Source organism: Microvirga puerhi, assembly GCF_020089865.1.
Lineage (GTDB): Bacteria > Pseudomonadota > Alphaproteobacteria > Rhizobiales > Beijerinckiaceae > Microvirga > Microvirga puerhi.
Map to the genome: position 1 here is coordinate 206887 of NZ_JAIRBM010000004.1, position 26287 is coordinate 233173.

Annotated in this window: 20 protein-coding genes; 10 read left to right on the forward strand and 10 right to left on the reverse strand. The window is 64.3% G+C overall.

The window, feature by feature from the left end; all coding sequences use genetic code 11:
* Positions 1-11: 11 nt before the first annotated feature.
* Positions 12-1586 (reverse strand): exodeoxyribonuclease VII large subunit, encoded by a 1575-nt coding sequence (xseA, locus tag K9B37_RS07250; RefSeq protein WP_224312398.1) that lies wholly within the window; start codon positions 1584-1586, stop codon positions 12-14.
* A 193-nt stretch (positions 1587-1779) separates the two neighbouring features.
* Between xseA and K9B37_RS07255 the strand changes: the two genes are divergently transcribed.
* The 3 genes from K9B37_RS07255 (at position 1780) to K9B37_RS07265 (ending at position 6395) form a co-directional block, all read left to right on the forward strand.
* Positions 1780-3963 (forward strand): calcium-binding protein, encoded by a 2184-nt coding sequence (locus K9B37_RS07255; RefSeq protein WP_224312399.1) that lies wholly within the window; start codon positions 1780-1782, stop codon positions 3961-3963.
* A gap of 84 nt (positions 3964-4047) precedes the next feature.
* Positions 4048-5325, forward strand: a complete 1278-nt coding sequence (gene purD / locus K9B37_RS07260) for a phosphoribosylamine--glycine ligase (protein WP_224312400.1) — start codon at positions 4048-4050, stop codon at positions 5323-5325.
* Between the two features lie 158 nt (positions 5326-5483).
* Entirely contained in the window at positions 5484-6395 is a 912-nt protein-coding gene (locus K9B37_RS07265) for an alpha/beta fold hydrolase (RefSeq protein WP_224312401.1), read from the forward strand.
* 30 nt (positions 6396-6425) lie between these two features.
* Here K9B37_RS07265 and K9B37_RS07270 read toward each other — a convergent pair whose 3' ends face one another.
* Positions 6426-6908 carry a nucleoside deaminase gene (locus K9B37_RS07270; protein ID WP_439651694.1) on the reverse strand — a complete coding sequence of 161 codons (483 nt, stop codon included), beginning with the start codon at positions 6906-6908 and terminating at the stop codon, positions 6426-6428.
* 40 nt (positions 6909-6948) lie between these two features.
* On the opposite strand from K9B37_RS07270, the gene K9B37_RS07275 reads away from it, so the two are divergent.
* The 5 genes from K9B37_RS07275 (at position 6949) to K9B37_RS07295 (ending at position 12942) form a co-directional block, all read left to right on the forward strand.
* Positions 6949-8946 (forward strand): pseudouridine synthase, encoded by a 1998-nt coding sequence (locus tag K9B37_RS07275; protein WP_224312402.1) that lies wholly within the window; start codon positions 6949-6951, stop codon positions 8944-8946.
* A gap of 10 nt (positions 8947-8956) precedes the next feature.
* The gene (gene rsmD, locus K9B37_RS07280; protein WP_224312403.1) at positions 8957-9514 is read left to right on the forward strand and encodes a 16S rRNA (guanine(966)-N(2))-methyltransferase RsmD; all 558 of its coding nucleotides are present in this window, start codon (positions 8957-8959) and stop codon (positions 9512-9514) included.
* A 259-nt stretch (positions 9515-9773) separates the two neighbouring features.
* Complete coding sequence (locus K9B37_RS07285; protein ID WP_224312404.1) at positions 9774-10814, forward strand: zinc-dependent alcohol dehydrogenase family protein; 1041 nt, start codon at positions 9774-9776, stop codon at positions 10812-10814.
* 134 nt (positions 10815-10948) lie between these two features.
* Positions 10949-11992: an L-glyceraldehyde 3-phosphate reductase gene (mgrA, locus tag K9B37_RS07290; RefSeq protein WP_224312527.1), complete on the forward strand. Its 1044-nt coding sequence runs from the start codon at positions 10949-10951 to the stop codon at positions 11990-11992.
* Positions 11993-12192: 200 nt separating this feature from the next.
* On the forward strand, positions 12193-12942 hold the full coding sequence (locus K9B37_RS07295; protein WP_224312405.1) for a hypothetical protein: 750 nt from the start codon (positions 12193-12195) through the stop codon (positions 12940-12942).
* A gap of 90 nt (positions 12943-13032) precedes the next feature.
* Here K9B37_RS07295 and K9B37_RS07300 read toward each other — a convergent pair whose 3' ends face one another.
* From K9B37_RS07300 to ileS, 8 genes are all read right to left on the reverse strand, one after another.
* On the reverse strand, positions 13033-13491 hold the full coding sequence (locus K9B37_RS07300; RefSeq protein ID WP_224312406.1) for an OsmC family protein: 459 nt from the start codon (positions 13489-13491) through the stop codon (positions 13033-13035).
* Between the two features lie 55 nt (positions 13492-13546).
* Positions 13547-15385: a DNA mismatch repair endonuclease MutL gene (gene mutL / locus K9B37_RS07305; protein WP_224312407.1), complete on the reverse strand. Its 1839-nt coding sequence runs from the start codon at positions 15383-15385 to the stop codon at positions 13547-13549.
* A 143-nt stretch (positions 15386-15528) separates the two neighbouring features.
* A complete protein-coding gene (locus K9B37_RS07310) occupies positions 15529-16848 on the reverse strand; it encodes a phosphoglucose isomerase-related protein (RefSeq protein WP_224312408.1) in 1320 nt (439 codons plus the stop codon).
* A gap of 188 nt (positions 16849-17036) precedes the next feature.
* Positions 17037-18317, reverse strand: a complete 1281-nt coding sequence (locus tag K9B37_RS07315) for a M16 family metallopeptidase (protein ID WP_224312409.1) — start codon at positions 18315-18317, stop codon at positions 17037-17039.
* 57 nt (positions 18318-18374) lie between these two features.
* Positions 18375-19706, reverse strand: coding sequence for a M16 family metallopeptidase (locus K9B37_RS07320; RefSeq protein WP_224312410.1), 1332 nt, complete (start codon positions 19704-19706; stop codon positions 18375-18377).
* Between the two features lie 199 nt (positions 19707-19905).
* On the reverse strand, positions 19906-20550 hold the full coding sequence (locus tag K9B37_RS07325) for a hypothetical protein (protein ID WP_224312411.1): 645 nt from the start codon (positions 20548-20550) through the stop codon (positions 19906-19908).
* A gap of 93 nt (positions 20551-20643) precedes the next feature.
* Positions 20644-21126, reverse strand: a complete 483-nt coding sequence (gene lspA / locus K9B37_RS07330) for a signal peptidase II (RefSeq protein ID WP_255616489.1) — start codon at positions 21124-21126, stop codon at positions 20644-20646.
* 140 nt (positions 21127-21266) lie between these two features.
* Positions 21267-24224, reverse strand: coding sequence for an isoleucine--tRNA ligase (gene ileS / locus K9B37_RS07335; protein WP_224312412.1), 2958 nt, complete (start codon positions 24222-24224; stop codon positions 21267-21269).
* A gap of 301 nt (positions 24225-24525) precedes the next feature.
* On the opposite strand from ileS, the gene msrB reads away from it, so the two are divergent.
* On the forward strand, positions 24526-25032 hold the full coding sequence (msrB, locus tag K9B37_RS07340; RefSeq protein ID WP_224312413.1) for a peptide-methionine (R)-S-oxide reductase MsrB: 507 nt from the start codon (positions 24526-24528) through the stop codon (positions 25030-25032).
* Positions 25033-25104: 72 nt separating this feature from the next.
* A complete protein-coding gene (locus tag K9B37_RS07345) occupies positions 25105-26277 on the forward strand; it encodes a DUF3095 domain-containing protein (RefSeq protein WP_224312414.1) in 1173 nt (390 codons plus the stop codon).
* Positions 26278-26287 lie beyond the last annotated feature (10 nt).

The window sequence follows — 26287 nt, forward strand, 5'->3', positions numbered from 1 at the left end:
TCAATGGCGGATCAGAACAGGGCGCCCTGTTCTTCCGGAGCAACGGCTGACTTTGGCTTGTGTACTTTGGGCTTGAGCCCACGCCCGCCAGTGGCCTGAGCGGTACCGTCGGCAAATTCCAAGACCAGGGCCTGCCCCTCTATCACCTCCTCGGCGAAGCGGAGCGGCTGTCCATCGGCATCGCGCACCAGAGCGAAACCCCGTGCCAGCACGGACTTGTAGTTCAGGCTGTCGAAAAGTTGGCTCAGGGCGTCGAGGCGGTTTGCCTTGCGAAGGATCTGACTACCGAGGGCGGGTCCGAGGCGCTCAGAGACGCGTCGGACCAGGTCGGAAGACTGGGCAAGGCGCGTTCGCTCCGTGCGCAGAAGCGTCTCCCGGGCGACGACGAGACGCTGCGCAGCCTGCTTCAGCGCTTCGCTGCGCTGAAGCACCGAGCGGCTAGCCGCGAGATGCGGACGCTGTCCCACCGCATCGAGCCGGGCCCGCATGGCCGCAACCCGCGCGACGGGCGAGACGCGTGACAGGCGACGCGACAGGTCGAGAAGTCGGGCTTCATGATTACGGTTGTTGCGCGACAGGGCCGGAAGAAGCTTCGCCAGGGCCAGATCGAGCCGCTGGCGCTTGGGCGCGAAGAGCGCATCGGGAGCCGGGAGCGCCCGGGTGGCACTGCGCAGGTCGGAGCGGCGTCGATCAAGGATCCGGAAGACCGATTCCATATGCCGGCGGGCAAGATCGTTGACGCCCGCCATCAGCTCGACCCGCACCGGCACGACCATCTCGGCAGCGCCGGTCGGGGTCGGCGCGCGCCGGTCTGCGGCGTGATCGATCAGGGTCCAGTCGGTCTCGTGGCCGACGGCGGAGACCAGCGGGATGTCGCTTTCCGCGGCCGCCCGGACCACGATCTCCTCGTTGAAACCCCACAGGTCCTCGATGGACCCGCCGCCACGGGCAACGATAAGCACATCGGGACGTGGGATCTTCCCTTTGGGATCGAGCGCATTGAAGCCGCGGATGGCTGTTGCAACCTCAGCGGCGCTGGTGTCGCCCTGAACCCGCACGGGCCAGACGAGAACGTGGCGGGGAAAGCGATCCTCCAGCCTATGAAGGATATCCCGGATCACTGCGCCAGTCGGCGAGGTGATCACACCCACCACCTGCGGCAGATAAGGCAGCCGGCGCTTGCGCTCTTCGGCGAACAACCCTTCGGCCGCGAGTTTGCGGCGGCGCTCTTCCAGCAGCGCCATGAGCGCCCCGACCCCGGCAGGCTCCAGCGACTCGACCACGATCTGGTAGGTCGACTTACCGGGAAAGGTCGTGATGCGCCCCGTGGCGATGACCTCCAGCCCCTCCTCCGGCCTGATCTTCAGCCGCGAGAAGGTTCCCTTCCAGATCACCGCGTCGATGCGGGCATTCTGATCCTTTAGGCAGAAATAGGCATGCCCGGAGGAATGCTGCCCCCGGAATCCCGAGATCTCACCCCGCAGGCGGACATAGCCGAACGCCTCTTCGAGAGTGCGCTTCAGGGCCCCGGCGAGGTCGGAGACCGACCATTCGGGTGCGTTCGAGGGGACTTTATCGGGCATCATGAGCGCGACCCTAATCCCCGGGGGACCGATCTGCCAAGGGTCGCCCGAAGGCTGCACACAGCCATCCGGTCGCAGCCTCGGGTGCGCTTTCGCACGTAACGGACAGTACGCCCGCGCGCTTCGCACGTCTCAATGGAACATTTCTTACGAAATATCGTTGCGTAATTAATTCCAGCTCACAAGGGGACCACTCATGGCTATCAATCTGACCTATACCATCGACGATCAGCGGACCGCCACGCAGGATTTCACGCCATCTGCGGATGCGAATGTGTCTGTCGAGGTGACTCAGTCGGGCAGCGTCATCACCCCATCCGGGGATGGGGTCATAATCTTCTATCCGGCCGATAACTGCAATGTGACCGTCAACGGGCACATCTCAAGTCCGGCCGGTATAGGGCTTATGATCATGTCAGGAACTGCAACGATTGGAGAAAGCGGTCTCTTGGAAGGACATGACGGCTTTTTATGCGCCAACCCCGTCACACTCACCAATCACGGCACCATCAACGCCACGAACAAAGCCATCGACGGAGGTGCAGACCTTACCGTCATCAACGACGGTATGGTGACTGGGGGAAATTACGGGGTCTATTTTGACCCTCGTTCGGGACTCCTCAAGGTCACGAACACGGGCGACATGTTCGGTGATATCTGCGCAATCTGGAGCGGCAAGTCTGACGACGTCGTCATCAATAACGGGATCTTGAGAAGCAACGGACAAAAGGCGGTTCTTCTTGGGGACGGTAAGGATCTCTACGACAGTTCGCAGGGCGGCAGTGCGACGAAGATCGTGGATCTCGGAGAAGGGAACGATACAGCCCTTGGCGGAGCTGCGAACGATACGTTTGACGGCGGCGCCGGCAATGACCTTCTGAGCGGCGGCGGAGGTTCCAATCTGCTTCACGGTGGAGCGGGCTCCGATACGCTGGATGGAAGCGACGGCATCAGCTTCGCAACCTATGACGATTCAACCACGGGTCTGGTTGTCGATCTGTCTCACGAAAACCTCAACACCGGCGATGCTGCAGGCGATCACTTCATCAATATCGTCGGTTTATGGGGATCTACGTACAACGATACTCTAACTGGTAGCACAGGCGCCAACGACCTTCGCGGCTTCAACGGGGACGATTCGATCTCCGGCCTTGACGGGCAGGACACTCTCGTCGGCGGCGACGGCAACGATTCCCTTTATGGTGGCTCGCAGGACGACTCGATCGATGGAGGACGGGGCGCAGATAGCATCGATGGGGGCTCCGGTATCGATCGCGTCACCTACGCAGATTCCGACCGCGCCGTATCTGTGAACCTATCAAACGGGACGGCCTCCGGCGGGTACGCCGCTGGCGATACATTGACCAGCATCGAAGAGATCATCGGCTCGAATTACAATGATAAGCTGATTGGCGATGATGGTCCTTGGAACTGGATCTCAGCCCAGGGCGGCAACGATACTGTACAAGGTGGCGCGGGGCACGACGTCCTCGGCGGCGATGCGGGCGACGATGTCCTCGATGGCGGTGCAGGGCAAGACGACCTTTATGGCGGTACAGGTGCCGACAGTCTCACAGGCGGATCCGAAGCTGATCACCTCGATGGAGAAGCCGGCAATGACACGCTCGACGGAGGGACTGGAAACGATAGTCTCGTCGGCAAAGAGAACAACGATGTTCTCAGGGGCGGCGTCGGCGACGATACGATCGATGGCGGCTCGGGTCAGAACGTAGCGATCTTCACAGGAACAAAAGCGCAGTACAGCTTTGGACTGAATGCGGACGGCAGCATCACGATCACGGGCCAGGACGGCACAGATCTCGTCAAAAATGTTCAGAAATTTCAATTTGATGACCAGACCGTCGACACCACACATTTGGAATCGGAATTCGGATCGGCTCCCGTCTGGCTGCCCTCAGGCGGATTGTTGCTGCGCGGAACGTCACACGCTGACCGGTTGACGGGTGGAAGCGGCAACGATCAACTCTGGGGCTTGGCCGGCAAGGACGTGCTTTACGGTGGGGCTGGCCAGGATACCTTCGTCTTCAACACGGCCCTGAACAAGAAAACCAACCTCGACAAGATCGCCGACTTCAATGTCAAGGACGATACGATCTTTCTCGACAATGCCCTGTTCAAGGCCAACAAGAGTTTTTATGCGGCGATCAAGAAGGGCACGGAAGCCAAGCCTTTGGCGCTCAAGAGCGCGTTCTTCAAGGTGGCGGACACGGCCAAGGACGGCAACGATTACCTGATCTACAACAAGAAGACCGGGGTGTTGTCGTACGATCCGGACGGATCGGGCGAGAAGGCGGCGATTGCCATCGCGACCTTGAGCAAGAACCTCAAGCTCACCTATCACGACCTCTTCATCATCTGAGGAAGCGAGAGTAGCGCCAGACGCCCAGGTTGAAGCGCGTCCCGCCTACCGTTAAGAGCAGCCTGTCACAACAAGGCGGCAGGTATGAACATCCTTCTCATCGGATCGGGCGGACGCGAGCACGCATTGGCCTGGAGCATCTCGGCGAGCCCGCTCTGCGACAGGCTGTACATCGCACCCGGCAATCCGGGTACGGCGCAGCATGGAGAGAATGTCGCCCTCGACGTGGCCGATCATGCGGCCGTGATCGATTTCTGCCGCGCGAAGAGCATCAATTTCGTGATGGTCGGCCCCGAAGCCCCTCTCGTGGCCGGGCTGGTGGATGACCTCACCGCGGCTGGCATCAAGGCCTTCGGGCCGACCAGGGCGGCCGCACGGCTCGAAGGCTCGAAGGCCTTCACGAAGGATTTCTGCGCCGAATTCGAGATCCCGACCGCAGCCTATCGGCGGTTCACCGATGCCGAGACCGCCAAGACCTATATCCGCAACTTCGGCGTTCCGATCGTCATCAAGGCTGACGGTCTTGCCGCCGGCAAAGGGGTGGTCGTCGCGACCTCCTTCGAAGAGGCCGCGGCCGCGGTCGACATGATGCTGGGCGGTGGTTTCGGCGAGGCCGGGGCCGAGGTGGTGGTGGAGGCCTTCCTCGAAGGCGAGGAAGCGAGCTTCTTTGCCCTGTGCGACGGCAAGACGGCCATCCCCCTCGGCACGGCGCAGGACCACAAGCGTGTCCATGACGGAGACCAAGGCCCCAATACCGGCGGCATGGGCGCCTATTCTCCCGCGACCGTGCTGACGGCGGACATCCAGGCCCGCGTCATGCGCGAGATCATCGAGCCGACGCTTGCTGGAATGCGCGCCCGGGGAACGCCCTATACGGGCATTCTCTATGCCGGCCTGATGCTCACGGAATCCGGCCCTCAGCTTATCGAATACAATGCCCGGTTCGGCGACCCCGAAACGCAGGTGCTGCTCCCGCGCCTGAAATCGGACCTCCTGACCGCTCTGGTGGCGGCCTGCGACGGCGTTCTCGACAACATGTCCCTGCAATGGCGCAGTGATACGGCACTGACGGTCGTGATGGCGGCGAAGGGCTATCCGGGCCCTGTCGAGAAGGGATCGGAGATCCGTGGCATCGAAGCCGCCGAGGCGTTGGACGATGTCATCGTCTTCCATGCCGGCACGAAGCGCGAGGGAGACCGCATCGTCAGCAATGGCGGTCGCGTCCTGAACGTGACGGCTCTCGGCCCGACGATTACCGCCGCCCAGAAGCGCGCCTACGAGGCTGTATCCCGGATCGATTGGCCAGAAGGCTTCTGCCGCCACGATATCGGCTGGCGCGAAGTGGAGCGCGAGCGGAGCTGACGAAACACGGGCCGTTCCCGGAGCACGGTGCACCGGAGCGGCTCCGCGATGCTCTCCTTCAAGACAGAAGCATCCGATCGATTCTGGAAGTGGCATCCACTTTCAGGATCGACGCCATAGGTATTGGGTCCATCACCACCGTTTTCCGATGAGGCCCCATGAGCGACGATCTCTTTCCCGGCTTTCAATCCCACTGGATCGACACGGAGGCGGGACGCATCTTCGCACGCTCGAAGGGTGACGGCCCTCCCCTCATGCTCCTGCATGGTTTTCCGCAGACCCACGTGATGTGGCATCGCCTCGCCCCGGTGCTGGCGGAGACTTATCGGGTCGTCTGCATGGACCTGCGCGGCTACGGTTGGTCCTCGGTGCCACGCAGCGATGATGAGCACGAGACCTACTCAAAGCGGGCCATGGGGCAAGACGTCATCGCCGTCATGGAGGCGCTCGGCGCGACACGCTTCGCTCTTGCCGGGCATGATCGCGGCGCACGGGTCGGATATCGCCTCGCCCTCGACCATCCGGGCCGGATCGAGCGCTTGTCGCTCCTCGACATCCTCCCTACCTCCTATGTCTGGGCACAGATGAAGGCTGGCCACGTGCCGGAAGCGCATTGGGGCTTCCTGTCCCGCCCCTATCCCTGGCCCGAGGATGATATCGGCCGAAACCCCATTGCGTATTTCGAAGGGCTGATGACGAAATGGGCGGCCCCCGGGGACCTTTCGCCCTTCGATCCGCGGGCCATGCAGGCCTATCGGCAAGGCTTCAACGAACCGTCCCGCATCCACGCCTTCTGCGAAGACTATCGGGCGGGCGCAACCCGGGACATCGAGGCGGACGATGCCGACCGTGCCGCCGGCCGCACCATCCAATGTCCCGTGCAGCTGATCTGGAGCGATTTCTATCTGGTGAGCGGCACGAGCGGCGAAGAGCAGCATCCCCTGGATATCTGGCGCTCCACCTTCGCACCGGGCATCAGGGGCGTCGGGATATCATCAGGCCATTTCATGGCGGAGGAAGAGCCGGGCGCGACGCTCACGGCGCTGCAGGAATTTCTTGGAACGCCATAGCCGGTGTTCTGTCCGGAACACCTTACGAGATTAGCGCTTGGTCTCGAAAAACTCCCGCAACAGCGAAGCAGCCTCCGCTTCGCGGATTCCGCCATAGACCTCCGGCACATGGTGACAGGTGGGCTGATGAAAGAACCGCACGCCGTTCTCCACCGCCCCGCCTTTGGGATCGGAGGCGGCGAAATAGACCCTGCGGAGACGGGCGAAGGAGATCACGGCGGCGCACATGGTGCAGGGTTCGAGGGTCACATAGAGATCGCAGCCCATGAGACGCTCGTCGTCAAGCGCCTGGCAGGCCTGGCGGATGGCAAGCATTTCCGCGTGGGCCGATGGATCGCGCAAGGCACGGGGCGCATTGCCGGCGGCGGCGACGATCCGGCCGTCCTTGACGATGGCGGCCCCGACGGGCACCTCGCCCCGCGCGGCGGCGGCGCGGGCCTCGTCGAAGGCCACACCCATGGGGTCGACGGCCTGCGCAGTGGGATCTCTTTTGTCGGCGCCGGATTTATCCATTGTCCTCGCTTCTCTCCTTCTCCTCTGCTATCAGGCTCCCATGACCGACAGCAATGATGATCGTCGAAAGGGCCGCCCGCCCGGGCGCCCCGATCGAGGCCGCACTTCCGGTGACCGGCCCTTCAAATCCCGCCACGATGGCAAACCACGCCAGGAAGGCGACCGCCCGTTCCGCGACCGCGGCGACGAGAGCCCATGGAAATCCGGCAAGGGTCCGGGAAAGCCTTTCCGTGCCCGCGACAAGGACGACCGGCCCCGCCGCCCGCGCGAGGATGGCGATAAGCCGTTCCGTCCCCGGCGCGACGAGGGGGACCGTCCCTTCCGTGGCCGTGGCGGCGCCGAGCGGCCCCGGCGCTTCGACCGCTCGGCGGAAGAGCGGCCGCGCCGCAAGAGCGAGGAGCGCCCCGAAACTCAGGTCGAGGCGAAGGAGCCCGTGGAGGAGCGTATTGCCAAGGTGATCGCCCGCGCCGGCGTCGCCTCCCGCCGGGATGCCGAGGCGATGATCGCCGAGGGCCGCGTCACGCTCAACGGAACGGTGCTGGAATCCCCGGCCATCAACGTCACGGCGTCCGACAGGATCACCGTGGATGGCGAGCCACTTCCGGTGAAGGAACGGACGCGTCTCTGGCTCTATCACAAGCCGCGTGGTCTCGTGACCACGGCGCGCGATCCTGAGGGCCGGCCGACCGTATTCGAGAATCTGCCTGAGGATCTGCCGCGTGTCGTCGCGGTCGGCCGCCTCGACATCAATACCGAAGGCCTCCTACTCCTCACCAATGACGGCGGTCTCGCGAAGGTGATCGCCCACCCGGATACCGGCTGGTTGCGCCGTTATAAGGTGCGCGCGCATGGGGACGTGACGCAGGCGGATCTCGACCGCCTCCGCGACGGCGTCACGGTCGACGAGATGGAATACGGCCCCGTGGAGGCCCGCCTCGACCGTGTGCAGGGCGACAACGTGTGGCTGACGCTGGGTCTTCGCGAGGGCAAGAACCGCGAGGTCAAGCGCATTCTCGAACATCTCGGCCTGCAGGTGAACCGGCTCATCCGCCTGTCCTTCGGGCCGTTCCAGCTCGGTGATCTCGAATCCGATCTCGTCGAAGAGGTCCGGACCAAGGTGCTGAAGGATCAACTTGGCGCGACGCTCGCTACTGAGGCCGGCGCCGATTTCGAAGGCCCTGTGCGCGAGCCGATCGCTCCCTTCGGGTCGCCGAAGAAGGATCGCGCCGAGCGTGGCGAGGACCGTGACGAACGTCCTGCGCGTAGGCGTTTCGATGACGAGGAGCGTCCTCGCCACGGTAGAGATCGCGAAGAGCGCCCCTTCCGCTCCCGCGGCGAAGGTCCGCGTGGCGAGCGCGAGGAGGAAACGAGCAGGCGCCCGTCCCGCCTCGAGCCGAAGAAGAGCGTCTGGCGCGCCGATGCGCCGGAAGAAGGAGCCCATCGCAAGGCGCCGCGCCGTGGCGCGGATCCGAGGGCCGCGCGTGCCGCGAGCGCGGAACGCCCGCGCCAACGCGTCGGTGCCGTTTCGTCCAGCGAGGGCCGCAAGGTCGTGGTGGAACGTCTGATCGCCGAAGCTCGGGACGAGGCCCCAATGCGTCGTGACAGGCATGCGGACGACCGTACGGCTCCCGGCAGGGAGGATCGCCCGCGGCGGCGCCCGGATCGGGACGAGGCCCCGCGCCGCACGCGCGAAGGCGGCTTCTCCCGCCCTCGGCGCGACGACGAGGAACGCCCGCGCCGTCCCCGCCCCGAAGGGGATCGCTCCTTCCGCTCGCGAGGTGAGAGCGGCGACCGCCCATTCAAGCCACGGCGGGAGGATGGCGACCGGCCTTTCCGCTCTCGTAGCGAAGGCGGTGAGCGTTCGTTCAAGCCGAAGCGAGACGTTGGAGACAGGCCTTTCCGTGAACGCGGAGGCGACGATCGTCCACGGCGTGGCCCACCCTCACGTGGCCCTTCGAAAGGACGGCCTGGCGGTGGCTTCAAGGGCGGCTCGAAAGGTGGCGGGCCCAAGGGTGGCCCGCGCGGCCGGCGTCCGTGAGGAGTGAATCGTGAGGATTGTTGGCGGGCGCTGGCGCGGCCGCTCGCTGGTCGGACCAAAGTCGGACGGGATCCGTCCGACCTCCGACCGTCTGCGCGAGACCGTCTTCAACATTCTCCAGCACTCCTACGATGACCCCGTTGAGGGCGCGCGCGTGCTCGATCTTTTCGCCGGCACCGGCGCGTTGGGGCTTGAGGCCCTCTCCCGCGGTGCCGCCTTCGCCCTCTTCGTCGATGACGGTGCACAGGCGCGGGGTCTGATCCGCGAGAATGTCGAAACCCTCGGTGCCGGTGGCGCCACGCGCCTGTTCCGCCGCGACGCCACGCGGATGGGCGCGGCCGCGCCGAATGCCCCCTTCTCGCTGGTCTTCTGCGACCCGCCCTACGGCAAGGACCTTGCCCCGAAGGCCCTCGCCTCTTGCGCCGCCGGCGGATGGCTCACGCCCGGCGCGCTCGTGGTGGTGGAGGAAGCTCAGGACGTCGACGTCACCCTGCCCGATGGTTTCGAAGAGGTCGAGCGGCGGGATTACGGAGAGACGAAGGTGGTGTTCGGGCGATACCGCGCCTGATCCCCTCCGGCCTTTCACCTCTCAGGGCGAGAAAGAACAACCCTGCACTGTCATTCCGGGGCGCCGCAGGCGAACCCGGAACCCATAGCCGCTAACGTTACGAAATAGAACGCGATGGCTATCGTCGTGCTCTATTTCCCGAACTTAGAGTTTATGGGTTCCGGGCTCCGCTTTCGCGGCCCCGGAACGACGGTGGAGCATTTGCCCCTCCGTCACCCTCGGGCTAAACCAACCCGTCGCGTGATGAGGAAGAGCCCCCATGAAAGCCGTCGTCTACGAACAATTCTCCGCACCTCCGCGTATTCAGAACGTCCCGGATCCGAGCCCCTCGGCGGAAGGCGTGGTGGTGAAGGTGGAGGCGACGGGGTTGTGCCGGAGCGACTGGCACGGCTGGAAGGGGCACGACCCCGACATCGTCCTGCCGCATGTCCCGGGACACGAGCTTGCCGGAACCATCGTCGCCACCGGGCGGCAGGTGACGCGCTGGCAGGCCGGCGACCGGGTCACCGTGCCGTTCGTGGCCGGTTGCGGACATTGCCGCGAATGTCACTCGGGCAACCAGCAGGTCTGCGAGCACCAGTTCCAGCCGGGCTTCACCGCCTGGGGCTCGTTCGCGGAATATGTCGCGCTCGATCACGCGGATCTCAATCTGGTCGCGCTCCCGGAGAGTCTCGATTTCGCGACCGCAGCCAGTCTCGGCTGCCGCTTTGTCACCTCGTTCCGCGCCATCGTCGATCAGGGCCGAGTGAAGCCCGGCGAGTGGGTCGCCGTCCACGGCTGCGGCGGCGTCGGCCTCTCGGCGATCATGATCGCCACGGCCATGGGGGCGAATGTGATCGCCATCGACCTCACGAAGGAAAAGCTCGATCTGGCGCGCGCACTGGGCGCAGTCGCGACTGTCGAGGCTTCCGCCGGCATCGATGTGGTTGCGGCCGTGCGCGAGATCACCGATGGCGGCGCGCATGTATCCATCGACGCCCTCGGCCATCCCGTCACCTGTTTCAACTCCATTGCGAACCTGCGCCGCCGCGGACGTCACGTGCAGATCGGCCTGATGCTGGACGATCATGCGCGGCCCGCCATTCCCATGGACAAGGTGATCGCGCACGAGCTCGAGATCTATGGAAGCCATGGCATGCAGGCGTTCCGCTATGACGCCATGATGGCGATGATCGAGACCGGCAAGCTCACGCCGCAGAAGCTCATCGGCAAGCATATCGGTCTCGACGAGGCATCGGACGCTCTGATGACGATGGACCGTTTCGAGGGCACCGGCATCACGGTGATCACGCACTTCTAGAATGCTGCGCAAGATGGCTTCGATGCCGAGCCATGTGCCGCTTTCACGCGGCGCACGGTTAGACAAGAAACGACCGATATGCGAGCGTCCTGTCTCGCTCGCAATGTCCGGACCATGATTGCTGGGAGACGATGATGACCTATCTGCCCGCCGAGAACCGTTACGATTCCATGCTCTACAACCGGTGCGGCCAGAGCGGGCTGAAGCTGCCGGCGATCTCCCTCGGCCTCTGGCATAATTTCGGCGAGGACAGGCCCGTCGCCAACGCTCGCGAGATGTGCCGCACGGCCTTCGATCTCGGCATCACGCATTTCGATCTCGCCAACAACTACGGCCCACCGCCCGGCTCGGCGGAGACCTTCTTCGGTGAGGTGCTGCGCACCGATTTCCAAGGTCTGCGCGACGAGCTCGTCATCTCCACCAAGGCCGGCTACCGCATGTGGCCGGGTCCTTATGGCGAATGGGGCAGCCGCAAGTACCTGCTCTCCAGCCTCGACCAGAGCCTGAAGCGGATGGGGCTCGACTACGTCGATATCTTCTATTCCCACCGCTTCGACCCGGATACGCCGCTCGAGGAAACCATGATGGCCCTCGACTCCGCCGTGCGGCAGGGCAAGGCGCTTTATGTCGGCCTCTCGTCCTACAACGCCCGCCGCACTCGCGAGGCGGTGGCGATCCTCCGCGAGCTCAAGACGCCGGTCATCATCCATCAGCCGAGCTATTCGATGATCAACCGCTGGATCGAGGAGGACGGCTTGCTTGATGTGCTGGAGGAGACCGGCCTGGGCACGATCGTATTCTCACCCCTCGCCCAAGGCATGCTGACGGGCAGGTATCTCGGCGGCATCCCGCAGGACAGCCGGGCCGCGGCTGGAAAATCCCTGCGCCAGAGCTTCCTGAGCGACGACAATCTCGCGCGAATCCAGGGACTGAACCGCCTCGCGGAGCGGCGCGGGCAGACCCTCGCTCAGATGGCTCTCGCCTGGGTGCTGCGCGACCCGCGGATCACCACCGCCCTGATCGGAGCAAGCCGGCCCGAGCAGATCGTCGAGTGCGTCACCGCACTCAAGACCTTGGCCTTCTCGGCGGAGGAACTGGCCGAGATCGACAGCTATGCCGTGGAGGGCGGTGTGAACATCTGGGCAGCCTCCTCCGAGCGCGCCGGCCCTTCTCGCTGACCTTTCCGCCGGCGCATGCCTGCGCCGCTGAAAAGGTGGGCATCGGATGGCCCCAAAAATTGCTCCCGCTCTTGGCTTCGATGCGAAGAAGACACACCTTGTCGTGTGTGCCGCAGCACGGCGATCTTTCCGTTGCGGCACAATAAGATTTCGCTATGCAGACCACGGGCCTATGAGGGCCTTGAGAGTCGGTGCTGGCCATGATCGGGCGTCTCGTTGTTCTCGCTGTCGCCTGTCTTCTGCTCGGTGCGCAAGGCGCCTGGGCGGAGGACGTTCCCCAGCAGCTTTGCCCCGGTTCCGCAGCCTCTATGGCCGGCGAGACATTGCTCCAGAACGCGCTGAAGGCCGCCTATCCCAATCTCCCCGAGCGCAGAGACGATCCTGACGAATCCGATCCTGAGGCCTGTGTTTATCCGTATCAGGCCAATACCTTCGGCAATACGGTCGTGCTGTTCACGCTGAGCCAGAAGCCGGGCGAGGATTGTCACGGCTGCGGCGCAAAGATCAGCGCCGATTTCCTCAGGCGCGACAAGGATCGCCTCGTTCCCATCGCACGTCACCGTGAATTCGGGGAAAGCGGATCCTGGGGCGATCTCACCGCCATCACACCCGTCCGGGCCGGATCGGATGACGGAATTGGAGTGGAAGGCGGCGGAACCTTCCAGGGAGAGACGTACAGCTCGCTTCAGATCTTCATTTTCCGCGATGGGCAGGCAAGAGCGATCAGTCCGGAAAACGGCATCATCCTCTCGCAGAGCGATTGCGATGCGGTTCCGCACGGCAAGCCCTGCACGGATATCTCGGGAACCTGGAAGATGGAGCCGGCCGGGCGGGTAACGGTCAGCTATCGCGGCCGGCGCAACGGGCGAACGCTGCCGCCGTTCAAGGTCGTCTATGATCGCCGTGGTGATGCGCTTGAAGTGACGTCCGGAACGCCGCTGAGCTTCTAGAGCATCGAACGCAAAAGTGGGAACCGGTTTTGCGTTCGATGCTCAGGATCAAAGGGCTAAATCATCGAGTATGAATTCACATTCGATGATTTAGCCGCCGGTGGCGCGAACGCCTGAGCCCCTCCCGGTGTCTTGGGATTCCTCATAAGGCGAAATGCTGACCGGAACGCCTCGCGCGATGGAGTTGCTCACGGTCGACATGGCCTTCGCGCGCCGGAGAAGATCTTCCAGATCCACATCCTCTTCCACCGCCTCGATGGCGACCTGGACCGCGATGGATGTTGCGAGAAGTGGGCTGCCGTCGAAGCTCACGTCGACGTCGATGGCGACGGACGCAAGCGCAATATCCATGTTGTGGGCCACATAGTAGAGATCGTTACAGAGACACCCGCCGACGGCGAGACCGAGCAGCTGGCCGCCGTTGAACCCCAGCCCCTGTCCTCCGGCCTTTCCCTCCGGCCGGTCGACCACGAGGGTATGGGCTCCGGCCCATCCGACCGATGCTTCGGTTCCAGGAATACCGCGCAATTTCACGGTCATCGTCGTCATCCAGCGCCTCCCGATGCAGATCACCGCAGGAAGATAGGGCCGGATGAAGGTGGCGTCACCGGCGTCCGAACAGACGCTCGATATCGGCGAGCTTCAGCTCCACATAAGTGGGCCGCCCATGATTGCATTGCCCCGACAGAGGGGTGGCCTCCATCTCGCGTAGCAGCGCATTCATTTCCTCGGGCTTCATGCGCCGGCCGGCACGGACGGAGCCGTGGCAGGACATTCGGGACAGAACCGCGTCGAGACGCTCTTCCAGCGGGCTCGACGCTCCCTGCCCCCATTCGGCAAGCGCATCCGCCACGTCCTGGACCAGCGCCTTGATGCGCCCCCCCGCGAGAGCGGAAGGCACCTCGCGCACGAGGATCGCTCCGGGACCGAAAGGCTCGAGGACGAGTCCGAGACCCTCGAGCGTCTCAGCCTCGGCCATCACCCGATCCGCATCGACTGGATCGAGATCGACGACCTCCGGGATCAGCAGAAGCTGGCGCGCGATGCCGGACACGGTGCGTTCGCGCTTCAGGCGCTCGTAGACCAGCCGCTCATGGGCCGCATGCTGATCGACGATGACGATCCCGTCCGGGGTCTGTGCGACGATATAGGTGCCGTGAATCTGCGCCCGGGCCGCTCCTAGCGGCGAGCGGTCCGCGTCGGGTTCGAGCTCGGCCAGTGCGGCGCGGCTGTCTGCGGAGGGGGTCGCGAGGTCAGGCAGGAAGGTCTGGCTTTCAGCCAATCCTGGCGGACTCGAGGTCTCGTGCGGCGCCTGCCATCCTGCGAAGGCCGGCATGTGACGGAAGGACGGCGCGCGATGCGCGACGGAAACCGGACGCACCGGCGGTGCCACCTGCGGACGCAGGCTCTCCAATGTGCGTGCTCCCCCCGTAGAGGCGGAGCGGAAGCCGAAGCGTGTGATCGCCTCCTTCAGGGCCGCCACCACAAAGCCGCGCACGAAGGCCGGATCGCGGAAACGCACCTCCGTCTTCGCCGGATGGACGTTCACATCGACCAGCCGAGGATCGCAATCGACCAATAGCGCGAGAACGGGATGCCGGTCGGATGCCATCACATCGGCATAGGCGCCACGTACGGCACCGAGCAGAAGCTTGTCGCGCACGGGCCGCCCGTTGACGACGAAATGGATCTGCGTCGAGGTCCCGCGGTGAAAGGTCGGCAGGCCCGCAAAGCCGGACAGGCGCACCCCCTCGCGCTCCACGGCGACCGGCATGGCGTTGTCATCGAATTCCGAACCCAAGACGCGGGACAGGCGGCGCAGGAAACCGTGCTCCCCTTCCGGCTCTGGCGGATAGGTGAAGGATGTGATGTGCTCGCCGCTCAGCGTGAAACGGACCGTCGGGTGAGCAATGGCCAGCCGCTTCACGATCTCGGCCACGGCCTGTGCCTCGGACCGGTCGCTCTTGAGGAATTTCAGCCGTGCAGGCGTGGCGGCGAAAAGGTCCGTGACTTCGATCTTAGTGCCCTTCGGCGCAGCCACCGGCCGGACCGGGCTTCTGACGCCTGCCTCGACTACAATGGTAGATCCCGTCTCGGCCTCCGCCGTGCGCGTCGTGATGGCAAGGCGGGCGACGGCGCCGATCGACGGCAATGCCTCGCCGCGGAATCCGAGCGTATTGATCGCGAACAGGTCGCCATCTGGGATCTTCGAGGTGGCATGGCGCTCGACCGCCAGTTCCAGGTCTTCTGGCGACATGCCGGACCCATCGTCGACGATGCGGATCAGCCGGCGGCCTCCGGCCTCGACGGTGATCTCGATCGAATGCGCTCCCGCGTCGATGGCGTTCTCGACCAGCTCCTTCACGGCAGCCGCAGGCCGCTCCACCACCTCGCCAGCGGCAATGCGGTCGACGAGAATGGGATCGAGTCGGCGAACGGCCATGAAACCCTTCAGATTCGCGGGATGAGCGGAAGAGAATAAGGCGCAGCACCCTAGGATTCCAGAAGCCGCGACATTCTCTCCCGTGTTGCCCACCGCCATTCCGGGGCGCGGTTGGCACGCGCCCAGGACGACGATGCCTCCGTTTACTTCGCCTGAGCGAGATATTGCTTGGCGAGGATCTTGCCCTCCTCCACGGCGGGCTGATCGAAGGGATCGACGCCGAGCGCGTATCCGGTAAGGATCGTCTCCAGCATGCCGTGCATCAGCAATTCGCCCATGGCGCGCTCGTCGAGCTTCTCGATATGCATGCGGCGGGTCGGGCGATGATTGCGGGCCAGCGTATCTGCCGTCGCGCGGCCCTGCGCGGCCACGAGATCGCCGATGCTCTTGCCCGCGAATTCCGGCACTCCTGCCCGTTCGGCGAGCTTCGAATCCATGGCCGGTCCTTTGCCTTCGACACCGGTGGTAATCACCGTGAAGAGCTTATCGTTCGGACCGGCGAGATAGAGCTGGAGCTGACTGTGCTGATCGACCGGCCCGATGGCCGCGACGGGCTGAGAGCCCTTGCCGTCCTTGCCGATGCTCTCGGCCCAAAGCTGTACCCACCACCGAGTATAACGCTCGAGCCGGTCTGCATAGGGCATGGTGACGGCAATATTCTTGCCCTCCAACGCCACCGCCACATTGACGGCGGCACCGACCGCTGCGGGGGCCTCCAGAGCCGGCCGCCCGCTCCTGAACGGCTCGTACGCATCGGCCGCGCCCTGGCGGATGGCGACGATGTCGAGACCGAGCACCGCGGCGGGAAGAAGGCCCACATTCGTCAGCACCGAGTAACGCCCGCCGATGCCGGTATGATGCTCCAGGAATCGCACGCCCTCCGGTTCGAGCAGATCGCGCAAAGCGTTCTTGCCGCCCGGTTTCCTGGGCTCGGAGAGACCGAGGAACGCGTCGGCCGGACGCGCCTTGAGGCCAGCCTTGTCGAGGGCGGACAGTACAGCCATGGCCTGCATCAGGGTCTCGCCCGTGCCGCCGGACTTGGAGATCGCCACGAAATGCGTCGACGACAGCGGCAGCTTGTGCAGGACCCGGTCGAAGGTGATGGGATCGAGATTGTCGAGGAAATGCACCCTGGGCCCATCCGCGAAACGGCCTGCTCCCGGAACCGCATAGTCCTTGAGCTGCGCCAGGGTCTGTCCCCCAAGGCTCGACCCGCCGGTGCCGAGGAACACCACATCGGTGGCATCCCGGCGCAGCCAGGATGCCGCTTCGCGAATGCTGTCGAAATCCTCGGTCGTGCGAGGCATGTGCAGCAGCGGCAGCCGCCCCGATGCATCATCGTCCGCCAGCCGCTTCATGGCCCGCCCGATCACCGACAGGGCCGCGTCCAGCGCTGTCTGCGGCAGGCCTCCCTCGCCGATATGGGATGCAAGCGCAAGGTCGATCGATTGATGCAGGGCCATCCGGGTTCTCCGACTCATTACAGGGGGAGCGGAACACTAGGGCAGAGAGACGGCCACGGCTAGGGCGGGCGTCTAGCCTGCTGGATTCTCAATCGATCTGCGATGTCAACGGATATGGATTCCGGGCGCGCACCTGGAGGTGCGCCCCGGAATGGCAGGGCACCTTTTCAGGAAAAATCCCGTTGACCTCAAAGCCCCGTTGGCCGTCCTGCGATGACCGTGAGCATCTTGCCGTCGGCGAAGATGCGCTCTGCGGCGTAGCCGATATCGTCGAGCGTCACCGCTGCGACGAGGTCGTTGCGGCGGGCGATATAGTCGATGCCGAGGCCCTCGAACGCGATCTGGACGAGGGTGTGGGCGATCTTGGTCGAGGTGTCGAAGCCGAGAGCATAGGAACCGATCAGGTAATCCTTCGCCTTCTGCAGCTCATCCGCAGACGGTCCTTCCACCTTAAGGCGCATCATCTCGCCGGCAATCACGTCGAGCGCCTCCACCACGCGCTCATTTTTGGTGGCGGTATAACCCCAGGTCACGGCGGCCGCGCGATAGCTCACGAGAGATGTGCCGACGCTGTAGGCAAGGCCGCGCTTCTCGCGCACTTCCTGGAAGAGCCGTGACGTGAATGCGCCACCGCCGAGAATGTGGTTGAGGACGTAGGCCGGAATGAATCCCGGGTCACGCCATGAAATGCCGGGCATGCCGAAACGGATGACCGATTGCGGCACGTCGAGATCGACCACATGACGCGTGCCGAGATTCTGCAGCAGCACCGGTTCGACGGGCTTCAATGATCCAGCTTCCGGCAAGATTCCGAAGGCCTTGTCGAGAAGAACGGAAAGCCGCTCCGCATCGATGGCGCCGACGACGGCGATCTTGACGCGACCCCGCGCGATGAGGGCCCGGTGCATCGCCACCAGATCGTCGCGGGTGATCGTAGCAACGCTCTCGATCGTGCCGGATGTCGGGCGTGCATAGGCGTGCCCCGCAAAACCTTCCTCGAAGAAGCACCGCGTCGCCATGACGCCGGGGTCGTTCTGCTGGTAGCGAAGTCCTGCGATGGTCTGGGCCCGCACCCGCTCGATCGCATCCTGATCGAAGCGAGGCTCGGCCAAGGCCAGGCGCAACAGCTCGAAGGCCTCGTCCGCATGCTTGACGAGAGTCTTCAGCGATCCGCCGATAGCGTCGTTACCGGCATTGAAGGAGAGTTCGATGGCCCGGGCCGCAAGGCGTTCCTGGAAGGCGTCGGAATTGTACTCGCCCGCACCTTCGTCGAGGAGGCGCGCCAACATCTGCGCAACGCCGGGCTTGTCCGCCGGATCCTGAGTCGATCCGCCCTCGAAGGTGAAGGCGACCGCGATCAGCGGCACCACATCGGATTCCACATGCCACGCCTCGACGCCACCGGGAGACGTGAGAGCCTTCGCGGTTGTCGGCGATGTAGCGGGGCGGATATCGGTGATAGCGTTCATGATCTTCTCATATTGGATCGGACGGGCTTCGGGCGGAGCGTGAAGAAGCAGCCGTCCTCAAGGAGCCGCCTTCTGCAGGTAGCCCGTCACCGAACGGCGCGGAATGAGGTAGCGCTCGGCTGCGGATGCCAAGTCGTCCTTAAGCACCGCTTCGATTTCCTGCGGCCAGCGGCGGACGTCTTCGAGTGTCTCGCCGATAGCGAGCGCCGACCCGTAGATGCGGGCGAGCGAAGATTGGCTGTCGGTGGAATAGATCGTCTCGGCGACGAGACGGGTCTTGGCCCGCTCGATGGCCTCGGAATCGAGAGCGTCTGCGGAAATCTTCCGCAGGGCCGAGTCCATGGCCTCTTCGAGCGCGGAGAGCGATACGCCTTCGGCCGGAACCGCATAGACGCAGAAGCGCGTCTCCTCCATGGCGGAGGACATGTACCAGGCACCCGCGTTTACGGCGACGCCCTGCTCCAGAACGAGCTTGCGGTAGAGATAGGAGGTCGGCCCACCGCCGATCACCTCCGCTAGGAGCTCAAGCGCGTAGCAGTCCCGATCCTTGGCCGTGAGACAGGACGGCACGAGATAGAGACGCTGAAGAGTCGGCTGCTCGACCTTCGGATCGGCGACCGTGATATGGCGCGCAGCGACCGGCTCCGGGTCCCGCGGGCGGAAACGCACCGGCCGCTTGCCGCGAGGGGCGATACGTCCATAGGTGTCGCTGCTCAGGCGCCGAACTTCGTCCGCCGTGACATCACCGGCCACCACGAGGATGGCATTCTCCGGCGTGTAGAAGCGACGGTAATAGTCGAGGGCATGCTCCCGGTTGAGGGTTTCGATCTCGTGCATCCAGCCGATGATCGGGATGCCATAAGGATGGTGCACGAAGAGCGCCGCGGCCATGGCTTCGGAAAGCTGTGCCGAGGGGTCGGTCTCGACTCGCATACGCCGCTCCTCCAGCACCACGTCCCGCTCCGGAGCGATGACGCTCTCCTCTAGCAGGAGGTTGGTCATCCGATCGGCCTCGAAGGACATCATGGTCTCGAGGTGCTCGCGCGCGACGCGCTGGAAGTAGGCCGTATAGTCGAAGGACGTGAAGGCGTTTTCCTGGCCGCCGAGGCCGGACACCACCTTCGAGAACTCGCCGACCGGGTGCTTCTCTGTGCCCTTGAACATCAGATGCTCAAGGAAATGGGCGATGCCCGACTGGCCGATCGGGTCGTCCGCCGAACCGTTGCGGTACCAGACCATGTGGGTCACAACCGGCACCCGATGATCCGGGATCACCACCACGTCGAGCCCATTGTCGAGGGTGAAGGAGGAGACATCCGGCCCGCTGCCATCCGTACGCCCATCGGAGGGCGTTCCGGCACGTGGCAGAGGCTTTAGGGCTGTATCCATAATGTTTCCAATCTTAGCGGAATCAAGTCGGTTCGTGGGATCCGACTCAGGGGAATAATGCAATCTGGAGGCCATGCAAGCGGAGCAGCACACCTTTTGCGGGAACTGCTGCCGCAGGCATCGCGGCTACGCTTGGTCCCAAAACAATTTCAGGCGAAACGGGGGTCCGTTCGCCTGAAACCGTTGCCATGGAGGCCGATTATCGCTGCTGCTGTTGCCTGATGAAGGCCAGCGGGCTGTCCGGATCGCCCATCGGGACCGGATCGGCGGAGGCCTTGAGCGGCGCTCCGCCAGCGGCCTTCAGCAGCCCGCCGGGCGGATCGCTGAGGTAGCGACGCTCCAGCCCGTCGCCTGAAAGCTTGACGTCGCTGTCCTTGGTGCTGAACGAGCGCATCTCTTCGGGGCTGAGCAGGCTCTTGTCGGCCTGCCGACCGGTCGGCGGAGGCAAGGCATTGCCGGAAACGTAATTGCTCGGGTCCCGGCCAGCGCGCATCTCTTCGACGGACAGGCGCTTGCCTTCGCTGTTCTTGTACAACTCGGTGCTGGTATAGGGCGTCCGCGCCTCAGCCGCAGCCTTGCGGGCGGCGATCACGTCCGGATCCTTGGGCCAGTTGGCGTTCCGCGCCTCGGCTCCGCCGCCGGGCGTCGGTGCGCGCAGCTCCATCTTGGGCGGCAGGACGAGCGGCGGGCGCTCATTGTACTGAATCGGGGGCTTTTCCTTCGGGATGATGCCGATGGTGCCCAGCAGGCTCTTGACGGCTTCACCTTCTTCCGCCGAAGCCCCCGTGGCGGCAACGAGAAGCACGAGAGCGCTCGCGCAACCAAAGACCTTCAATCCCTTCATGGTACCCACCGCTTGGTTGTTCCATTCTTGCGGAACGCCTGATTGCTCATTCTGGCGAACATAAGGCGGCCGGGCGTTCTCTCTTGCCCCCGGTCACGCCTTTCGGCGCTTTTCCAGCACGAAGGAGTCATAAAGCAAACCGATCACACCCGCAACGATGGCTGCATCAGCTACATTGAACACATACCAGGACCAGCCTCCGATCTGGAACTGGATGAAGTCGAAGACTGCACCATAGGCCAGACGATCGATGACGTTTCCAATGGCGCCGCCGACGATCAGCCCCAGGGAGGCGGCCAGGAGCTTGGCCGTTGTCCGGCGGATCCAGAAGGACAGGCCGACGGCGGCCGCGATCGACACGACGATCAGGATCCAGCGGCCGAGGTCGGTGTGCTGCTGGAACAGCCCGTAGGAAATCCCCCGGTTCCAGACCACGATCAAGCTCAAGAAGGGGTTGAGCACCACCGGCTCGCGGACGGGAAGATCATAGACGAACAGGTAGTAGATCTTCGTCGCCTGGTCGAAGATCAGGGTCAGGAGCGCAAGGGAAAAGCCGATGATTGCCGCTGTCGACAGACCGCCTTTGGCTGACTTGCGCTTCCCCCTTCCCTTGCCGCCTTTCGCGGAGGACGTGCGGCGTGGAGAAGCCGGGCGCGGAGGCGCGGCATCCCCCGGCGCAGCCGGGGGAAGAGGCATGTCGGGTTCGCTGCCGGTGCTCATTCCGCAGCCGTCCTCAGCGCATCCCATTCCCGCAGAGCGGCGGCGTCGCGAGGCGTGACGTCCGGATAATCGGGATCAGTCCCTACCGCGGGCGAAACCTTCCAGGACCGGGCGCATTTCCGTCCCTCGGCGAGCGCCGGCACCACGGCGACGCCCTTGACCTCTTCGAGCCGGAAGGCATCAGGAGGACCCTCGCCCCGCTCCACACGAACTCCCGAGGTGATGGCGATCTCCGCGAGATCGAGTCCCTGCACGGCACCGAAGAGCGCCTCGTCCGCGATGTAGACCACGGGCGCCGCTTCTAAGCTCGCTCCAATGCGCTTCTGGGCACGCTCGATCTCCAGCGCTCCCGTGATGACGCGGCGGACGCGGCGGATCTTCGCCCAGCGTTCGGCCAGCGCCTCGTTGCGCCATTCCGACGGGATCGCCGGGAAGGTCTCCAGATGTACCGACTCGGCCTGCGGATAGCGCGCCAGCCACGCCTCCTCGGCCGTGAAGGCGAGGATCGGCGCGATCCAGGTCGCGACCGCCCGGAAGGTCTGGTCGATCACCGTGAGCGCGCTCTTGCGCACACGGCTCGACGTCGGATCGCAATAGAGGGCGTCCTTGCGGATGTCGAAATAGAATGCCGACAGATCCGAGGTCAGGAACGAGTTGAGCAGTGCGACCACGCGCTTGTAGTCGTAGGTCGCATAGGCCTCCCGCATCTCGCCGTCGAGCTCCACGAGACGATGCAGCACGAAGCGCTCCAGCTCGGGCATTGTCCGCGGCTCGACCTTGTCCGCCTCGTGGAAATGCCCGAGCGAGCCCAGCATCCAGCGGATCGTGTTGCGCAGCTTGCGATAGGTCTCGGCCGTGGTCTTGATGATCTCGGGACCGATGCGCTGATCGTCCCAATAATCCACCGATGCCGTCCAGAGGCGTAGGATGTCCGCGCCATATTCCTTAATGACGGTCTGCGGGGCGACGGTGTTGCCGAGAGATTTCGACATCTTGCGGCCCTGCTCGTCGAGCGTGAAGCCGTGCGTCACGACGATATCGTAAGGCGCGCGCCCGCGCGTGCCGCAGCTTTCGAGCAGCGACGAGTGGAACCAGCCGCGATGCTGGTCTGAACCTTCGAGATACATGACCTGATCGGGGCCGCCGTCGACCTTGCGGCGCACCTTGAGATCGTCCCGCTTCTCCAGCGCGAAAGCATGGGTGCAGCCGGAATCGAACCACACGTCGAGAATGTCATCGACCTTCTCGAAATCGGCGATGTCGTAGCCGCCGGCCTTCAGGAAGCGCGCGCCGTCATCCGCATACCACGCGTCGGCGCCCTCCTTCTCGAAAGCGTCGGCAATCGCCGCATTCACGCGCTCGTCCTTGAGGATCTCGTTGGTGCCCTTCTTCACGAAGACGGCGATCGGCACGCCCCAGGCGCGCTGCCGCGACACGACCCAGTCGGGGCGGTTCTCGATCATGCCGGTGATGCGGTTCTCGCCGGTCTCCGGCACCCATTCCACCGTCCTGATCGCATGAAGCGCGCGCTGGCGCAGGGTATCGCCCTCGCCGTCGAGCGGTTTGTCCATGGCGATGAACCATTGCGGCGTGTTGCGGAAGATCAGCGGCCCCTTCGAGCGCCAGGAGTGAGGATACTGGTGCTTGAGACGGCCACGCGCGATCAGCGCGCCGACCTCGACGAGCTTCTTGATGACGGCTTCGTTGGCGCCGGCATCCTTGCCCTTGTCGTCGTAGATCCGCTCTCCCGCGAAGAATGGGACATCGGGAAAGTATGACGAATCCGGAGAAACCGTATGTGGTACCTGCTTCGTGCCGCAGGCCTCGAACACCGCCTTGTGCTTCACGAACGTGTTGTAGTCGTCCGCACCGTGGCCGGGCGCCGTATGCACGAAGCCGGTTCCGGCATCGTCGGTGACGTAATCAGCCGGCAGCACGGGCACATCGAAATCCCAATAGCCGTTCGCGCCGTCAAGCCCGCGGAACGGATGGGCGCAGCGCTCGATCATCACCGGCAGCACGTCCTTGATGCGCTCGTAGCCCGAGACGCGCGCTGCCGAGAACACGTCCGCAGCAAGCTTGTCGGCGATCACCAGGCGATCGCCGATCTTGGCCCAGTTGTCCGCCGCCGCCTCGGTCACTCTGTAGAGGCCGTAAGCGATGTCGGAGCCGAATGCGATGGCGCGGTTGGCGGGGATCGTCCAGGGCGTGGTCGTCCAGATCACCACCGAGGCACCGTCGAGATCGCCATCGAGGGTGCGGACGATCGGAAACTTCACCCAGATCGTCGTCGAGGTCTTCTCATGATACTCGACCTCGGCCTCGGCGAGGGCCGTCTTTTCCACCGACGACCACATGACCGGCTTCGAGCCGCGATAGAGCTGATCGGAGACCGCGAACTTCATGATTTCGCGGGCGATCTGCGCCTCCGCGTCGTAAGACATGGTCTGATAGGGATGCGACCAGTCGCCCTCGACACCGAGCCGCTTGAACTCCTCGCGCTGCACATCGATCCACTTCTCGGCGAAGGCCCGGCACTCGCGCCGGAATTCGATGATCGGCACCTCGTCCTTGTTCTTGCCCTTCGCGCGGTACTCTTCCTCGATCTTCCATTCGATCGGCAGACCGTGGCAGTCCCAGCCCGGCACGTAGTTGGAATCGAAGCCGAGCATACCCTGGGAGCGGACGACCAGATCCTTCAGGATCTTGTTGAGAGCGTGTCCGATATGGATGTGACCGTTGGCATAGGGAGGCCCGTCATGGAGCACGAAGCGCGTGCGCCCCTTCTGTACGTCGCGCAGGCGCTCGTAGAGCTTGTTCTCATTCCAGCGCTGGAGAATGTGCGGCTCGCGCTGCGGCAGTCCCGCGCGCATGGGGAATTCCGTCTGCGGCAGGAACAGGGTCTCGGAGTAGTCGCGCGCGGTCGCGTCGGGCTTGGCGGTCTTGTCTGACATGGCGGTCAATAATCTTTAGTCTGTCCGCTGGGGTGCGGAACGATCAGGCATCCGAAATCGGGTCGTATCGGGGCGAAAGGCATCAATCCCGGACCCTCGCAGTCAGGCGAAGGCCGGGCCGGTAATTCGCGGAGCGCGGGCAAAAGCCCTGGTCGAAGCCTGGAAAAGCAGGGACATGCCGAGCCTTTTAGCAGCGTGGACGCCGAGAATAAAGCGTGGCAGCGAGGGGCAAAGCTTCTTATTCTCCGGGCCGATCCCCATATCACCTGACGCCTGAAATCCCAGCGAGAAGGACCCGACGATGGACCAGACAACCGCCACCACCACCGGGCAGCGCTCGAAGGCGGCCTTCGACCTCACACCCCCGACCAAGCAGGAATTCGACCATCTCGTCGCCGACCTGAACGACGAGGAGCGCCACGTCATTCTCGAACATGGGACCGAGCGTCCGTTCTGCGGCATCTTCAACGAGGCAAAGGAAAAGGGCACCTATGGCTGCCGCCTCTGTGGCCTGCCGCTCTTCAGGTCCGGAGCCAAGTTCGAATCCGGCACCGGCTGGCCGAGCTTCTTCGATCCCATCGATCGTGAGCATGTCGCCTTCGTACGCGACACGAGCTACGGCATGGTCCGCACGGAGATCCGCTGCGCCCGCTGCGAGGGTCATCTCGGCCACGTCTTCAACGACGGACCGCCCCCGACCGGCGAGCGCTTCTGCATGAACTCCGTCTCCCTGCGCTTCGTCGCGGAAGGCGATCCCCTGCCCGACCTCCTCGGCCGGGGCGCACCGGAAGGCGAGCCTCTTGCCTGACGGGCCTCTTGCCTGACTTGCCGTTTCGGCCGAGAGTCGCCGTTTCTAACCTTCGGCCGAACGGGCACACTCATGAGCACGGACGCCCTGGAGACGCATGCAGCCGGGACGCCCGGCTTCTATGACGGGTTGCCGGTCTTCGACCGCTTCTCCCGCCTGACCGATCCCTCCCTCTATATCGCGTTGCCTTCGGACTGGGTGCTCGGCCTCGCCGATATCGTCCGCTCGACGGATGCCATCGCCGCCGGACGCTACAAGGAGGTGAATACGGCTGCCGCCGCGGTGATCGCGGCGGTCGCCAATGCCCTGCATGGCCACGATTTCCCCTTCGTCTTCGGCGGTGACGGGGCCAATTTCGCCCTTCCCCCTGAGAAGATCGACCTCGCGCGTAAGGCGCTGACGACCGTCGCGGCTTGGGTCCGCGACGATTTCGATCTCCATCTGCGCATTGCCCTCGTTCCGGTCTCCGAGATCCGCGCGGCCGGATACGACGTGCGCGTCGCCCGCTTCGCCGCCTCTCCGGACGTGAGCTATGCGATGTTCGTCGGCGGCGGCATGGCTTATGCGGAGCGGGAGATGAAGGCCGGTCACTTCGCCCTACAGCCGGGCGAACAGGGCGCGCATCCGGACCTCACGGGCCTGTCATGCCGCTTCGACGAGATCCCCGCGATCCATGGAGTTATCCTGTCCCTGATCGTTGTGCCGACGGAAGACGTCCGGCCCGCCGATTTCAGCCGCCTGATCGGGAATATTCTCAGCCTCGCCGAGGACCGCAAGGGAGCCCAGCGGCCCATTCCGGCGGGAGGCCCCACTTTAAGCACACCGTTCAAGGGTTTTGCCATGGAAGCGAAAGCTCTCAGTGGCACCCGCAAGCCCAGCCTCGCGACCACTCTCACGCTCGGAATCCGGCGACTGATCTCCTTCGCCATCTTCCGTCTCGGCATCCGGATCGGAGGCTTCGACCCGAACCGCTACACGCGCCAGCTCGTGGAGAACACGGATTTCCGCAAGTTCGACGACGGGTTGCGCATGACCCTGGACTGCACCCCTGCCCTCGCGGACCGAATGGAAGCCATGCTGCGGGACGCTCAGGCGCAAGGCATTGCCCGGTACGGTCTTCACCGACAGGATTCGGCCCTGATGACCTGCTTCGTACCGTCGGCCACCCGGAGCGATCACATCCATTTCGTCGATGGCGCCATGGGCGGCTATGCCATGGCGGCGCAGGCGTTGAAGGGGTCATGACGCAACGTCA

Excerpts from the sequence above, each read along its gene's own strand:
- xseA (WP_224312398.1), bottom strand. The coding sequence starts at position 1,586 with ATGATGCCCGATAAAGTCCCCTCGAACGCACCCGAATGGTCGGTCTCC.
- K9B37_RS07255 (WP_224312399.1), top strand. The coding sequence starts at position 1,780 with ATGGCTATCAATCTGACCTATACCATCGACGATCAGCGGACCGCCACG.
- purD (WP_224312400.1), top strand. The coding sequence starts at position 4,048 with ATGAACATCCTTCTCATCGGATCGGGCGGACGCGAGCACGCATTGGCC.
- K9B37_RS07265 (WP_224312401.1), top strand. The coding sequence starts at position 5,484 with ATGAGCGACGATCTCTTTCCCGGCTTTCAATCCCACTGGATCGACACG.
- K9B37_RS07270 (WP_439651694.1), bottom strand. The coding sequence starts at position 6,908 with ATGGATAAATCCGGCGCCGACAAAAGAGATCCCACTGCGCAGGCCGTC.
- K9B37_RS07275 (WP_224312402.1), top strand. The coding sequence starts at position 6,949 with ATGACCGACAGCAATGATGATCGTCGAAAGGGCCGCCCGCCCGGGCGC.
- K9B37_RS07285 (WP_224312404.1), top strand. The coding sequence starts at position 9,774 with ATGAAAGCCGTCGTCTACGAACAATTCTCCGCACCTCCGCGTATTCAG.
- mgrA (WP_224312527.1), top strand. The coding sequence starts at position 10,949 with ATGACCTATCTGCCCGCCGAGAACCGTTACGATTCCATGCTCTACAAC.
- K9B37_RS07295 (WP_224312405.1), top strand. The coding sequence starts at position 12,193 with ATGATCGGGCGTCTCGTTGTTCTCGCTGTCGCCTGTCTTCTGCTCGGT.
- K9B37_RS07300 (WP_224312406.1), bottom strand. The coding sequence starts at position 13,491 with ATGACGACGATGACCGTGAAATTGCGCGGTATTCCTGGAACCGAAGCA.
- mutL (WP_224312407.1), bottom strand. The coding sequence starts at position 15,385 with ATGGCCGTTCGCCGACTCGATCCCATTCTCGTCGACCGCATTGCCGCT.
- K9B37_RS07310 (WP_224312408.1), bottom strand. The coding sequence starts at position 16,848 with ATGGCCCTGCATCAATCGATCGACCTTGCGCTTGCATCCCATATCGGC.
- K9B37_RS07315 (WP_224312409.1), bottom strand. The coding sequence starts at position 18,317 with ATGAACGCTATCACCGATATCCGCCCCGCTACATCGCCGACAACCGCG.
- K9B37_RS07320 (WP_224312410.1), bottom strand. The coding sequence starts at position 19,706 with ATGGATACAGCCCTAAAGCCTCTGCCACGTGCCGGAACGCCCTCCGAT.
- K9B37_RS07325 (WP_224312411.1), bottom strand. The coding sequence starts at position 20,550 with ATGAAGGGATTGAAGGTCTTTGGTTGCGCGAGCGCTCTCGTGCTTCTC.
- ileS (WP_224312412.1), bottom strand. The coding sequence starts at position 24,224 with ATGTCAGACAAGACCGCCAAGCCCGACGCGACCGCGCGCGACTACTCC.
- msrB (WP_224312413.1), top strand. The coding sequence starts at position 24,526 with ATGGACCAGACAACCGCCACCACCACCGGGCAGCGCTCGAAGGCGGCC.
- K9B37_RS07345 (WP_224312414.1), top strand. The coding sequence starts at position 25,105 with ATGAGCACGGACGCCCTGGAGACGCATGCAGCCGGGACGCCCGGCTTC.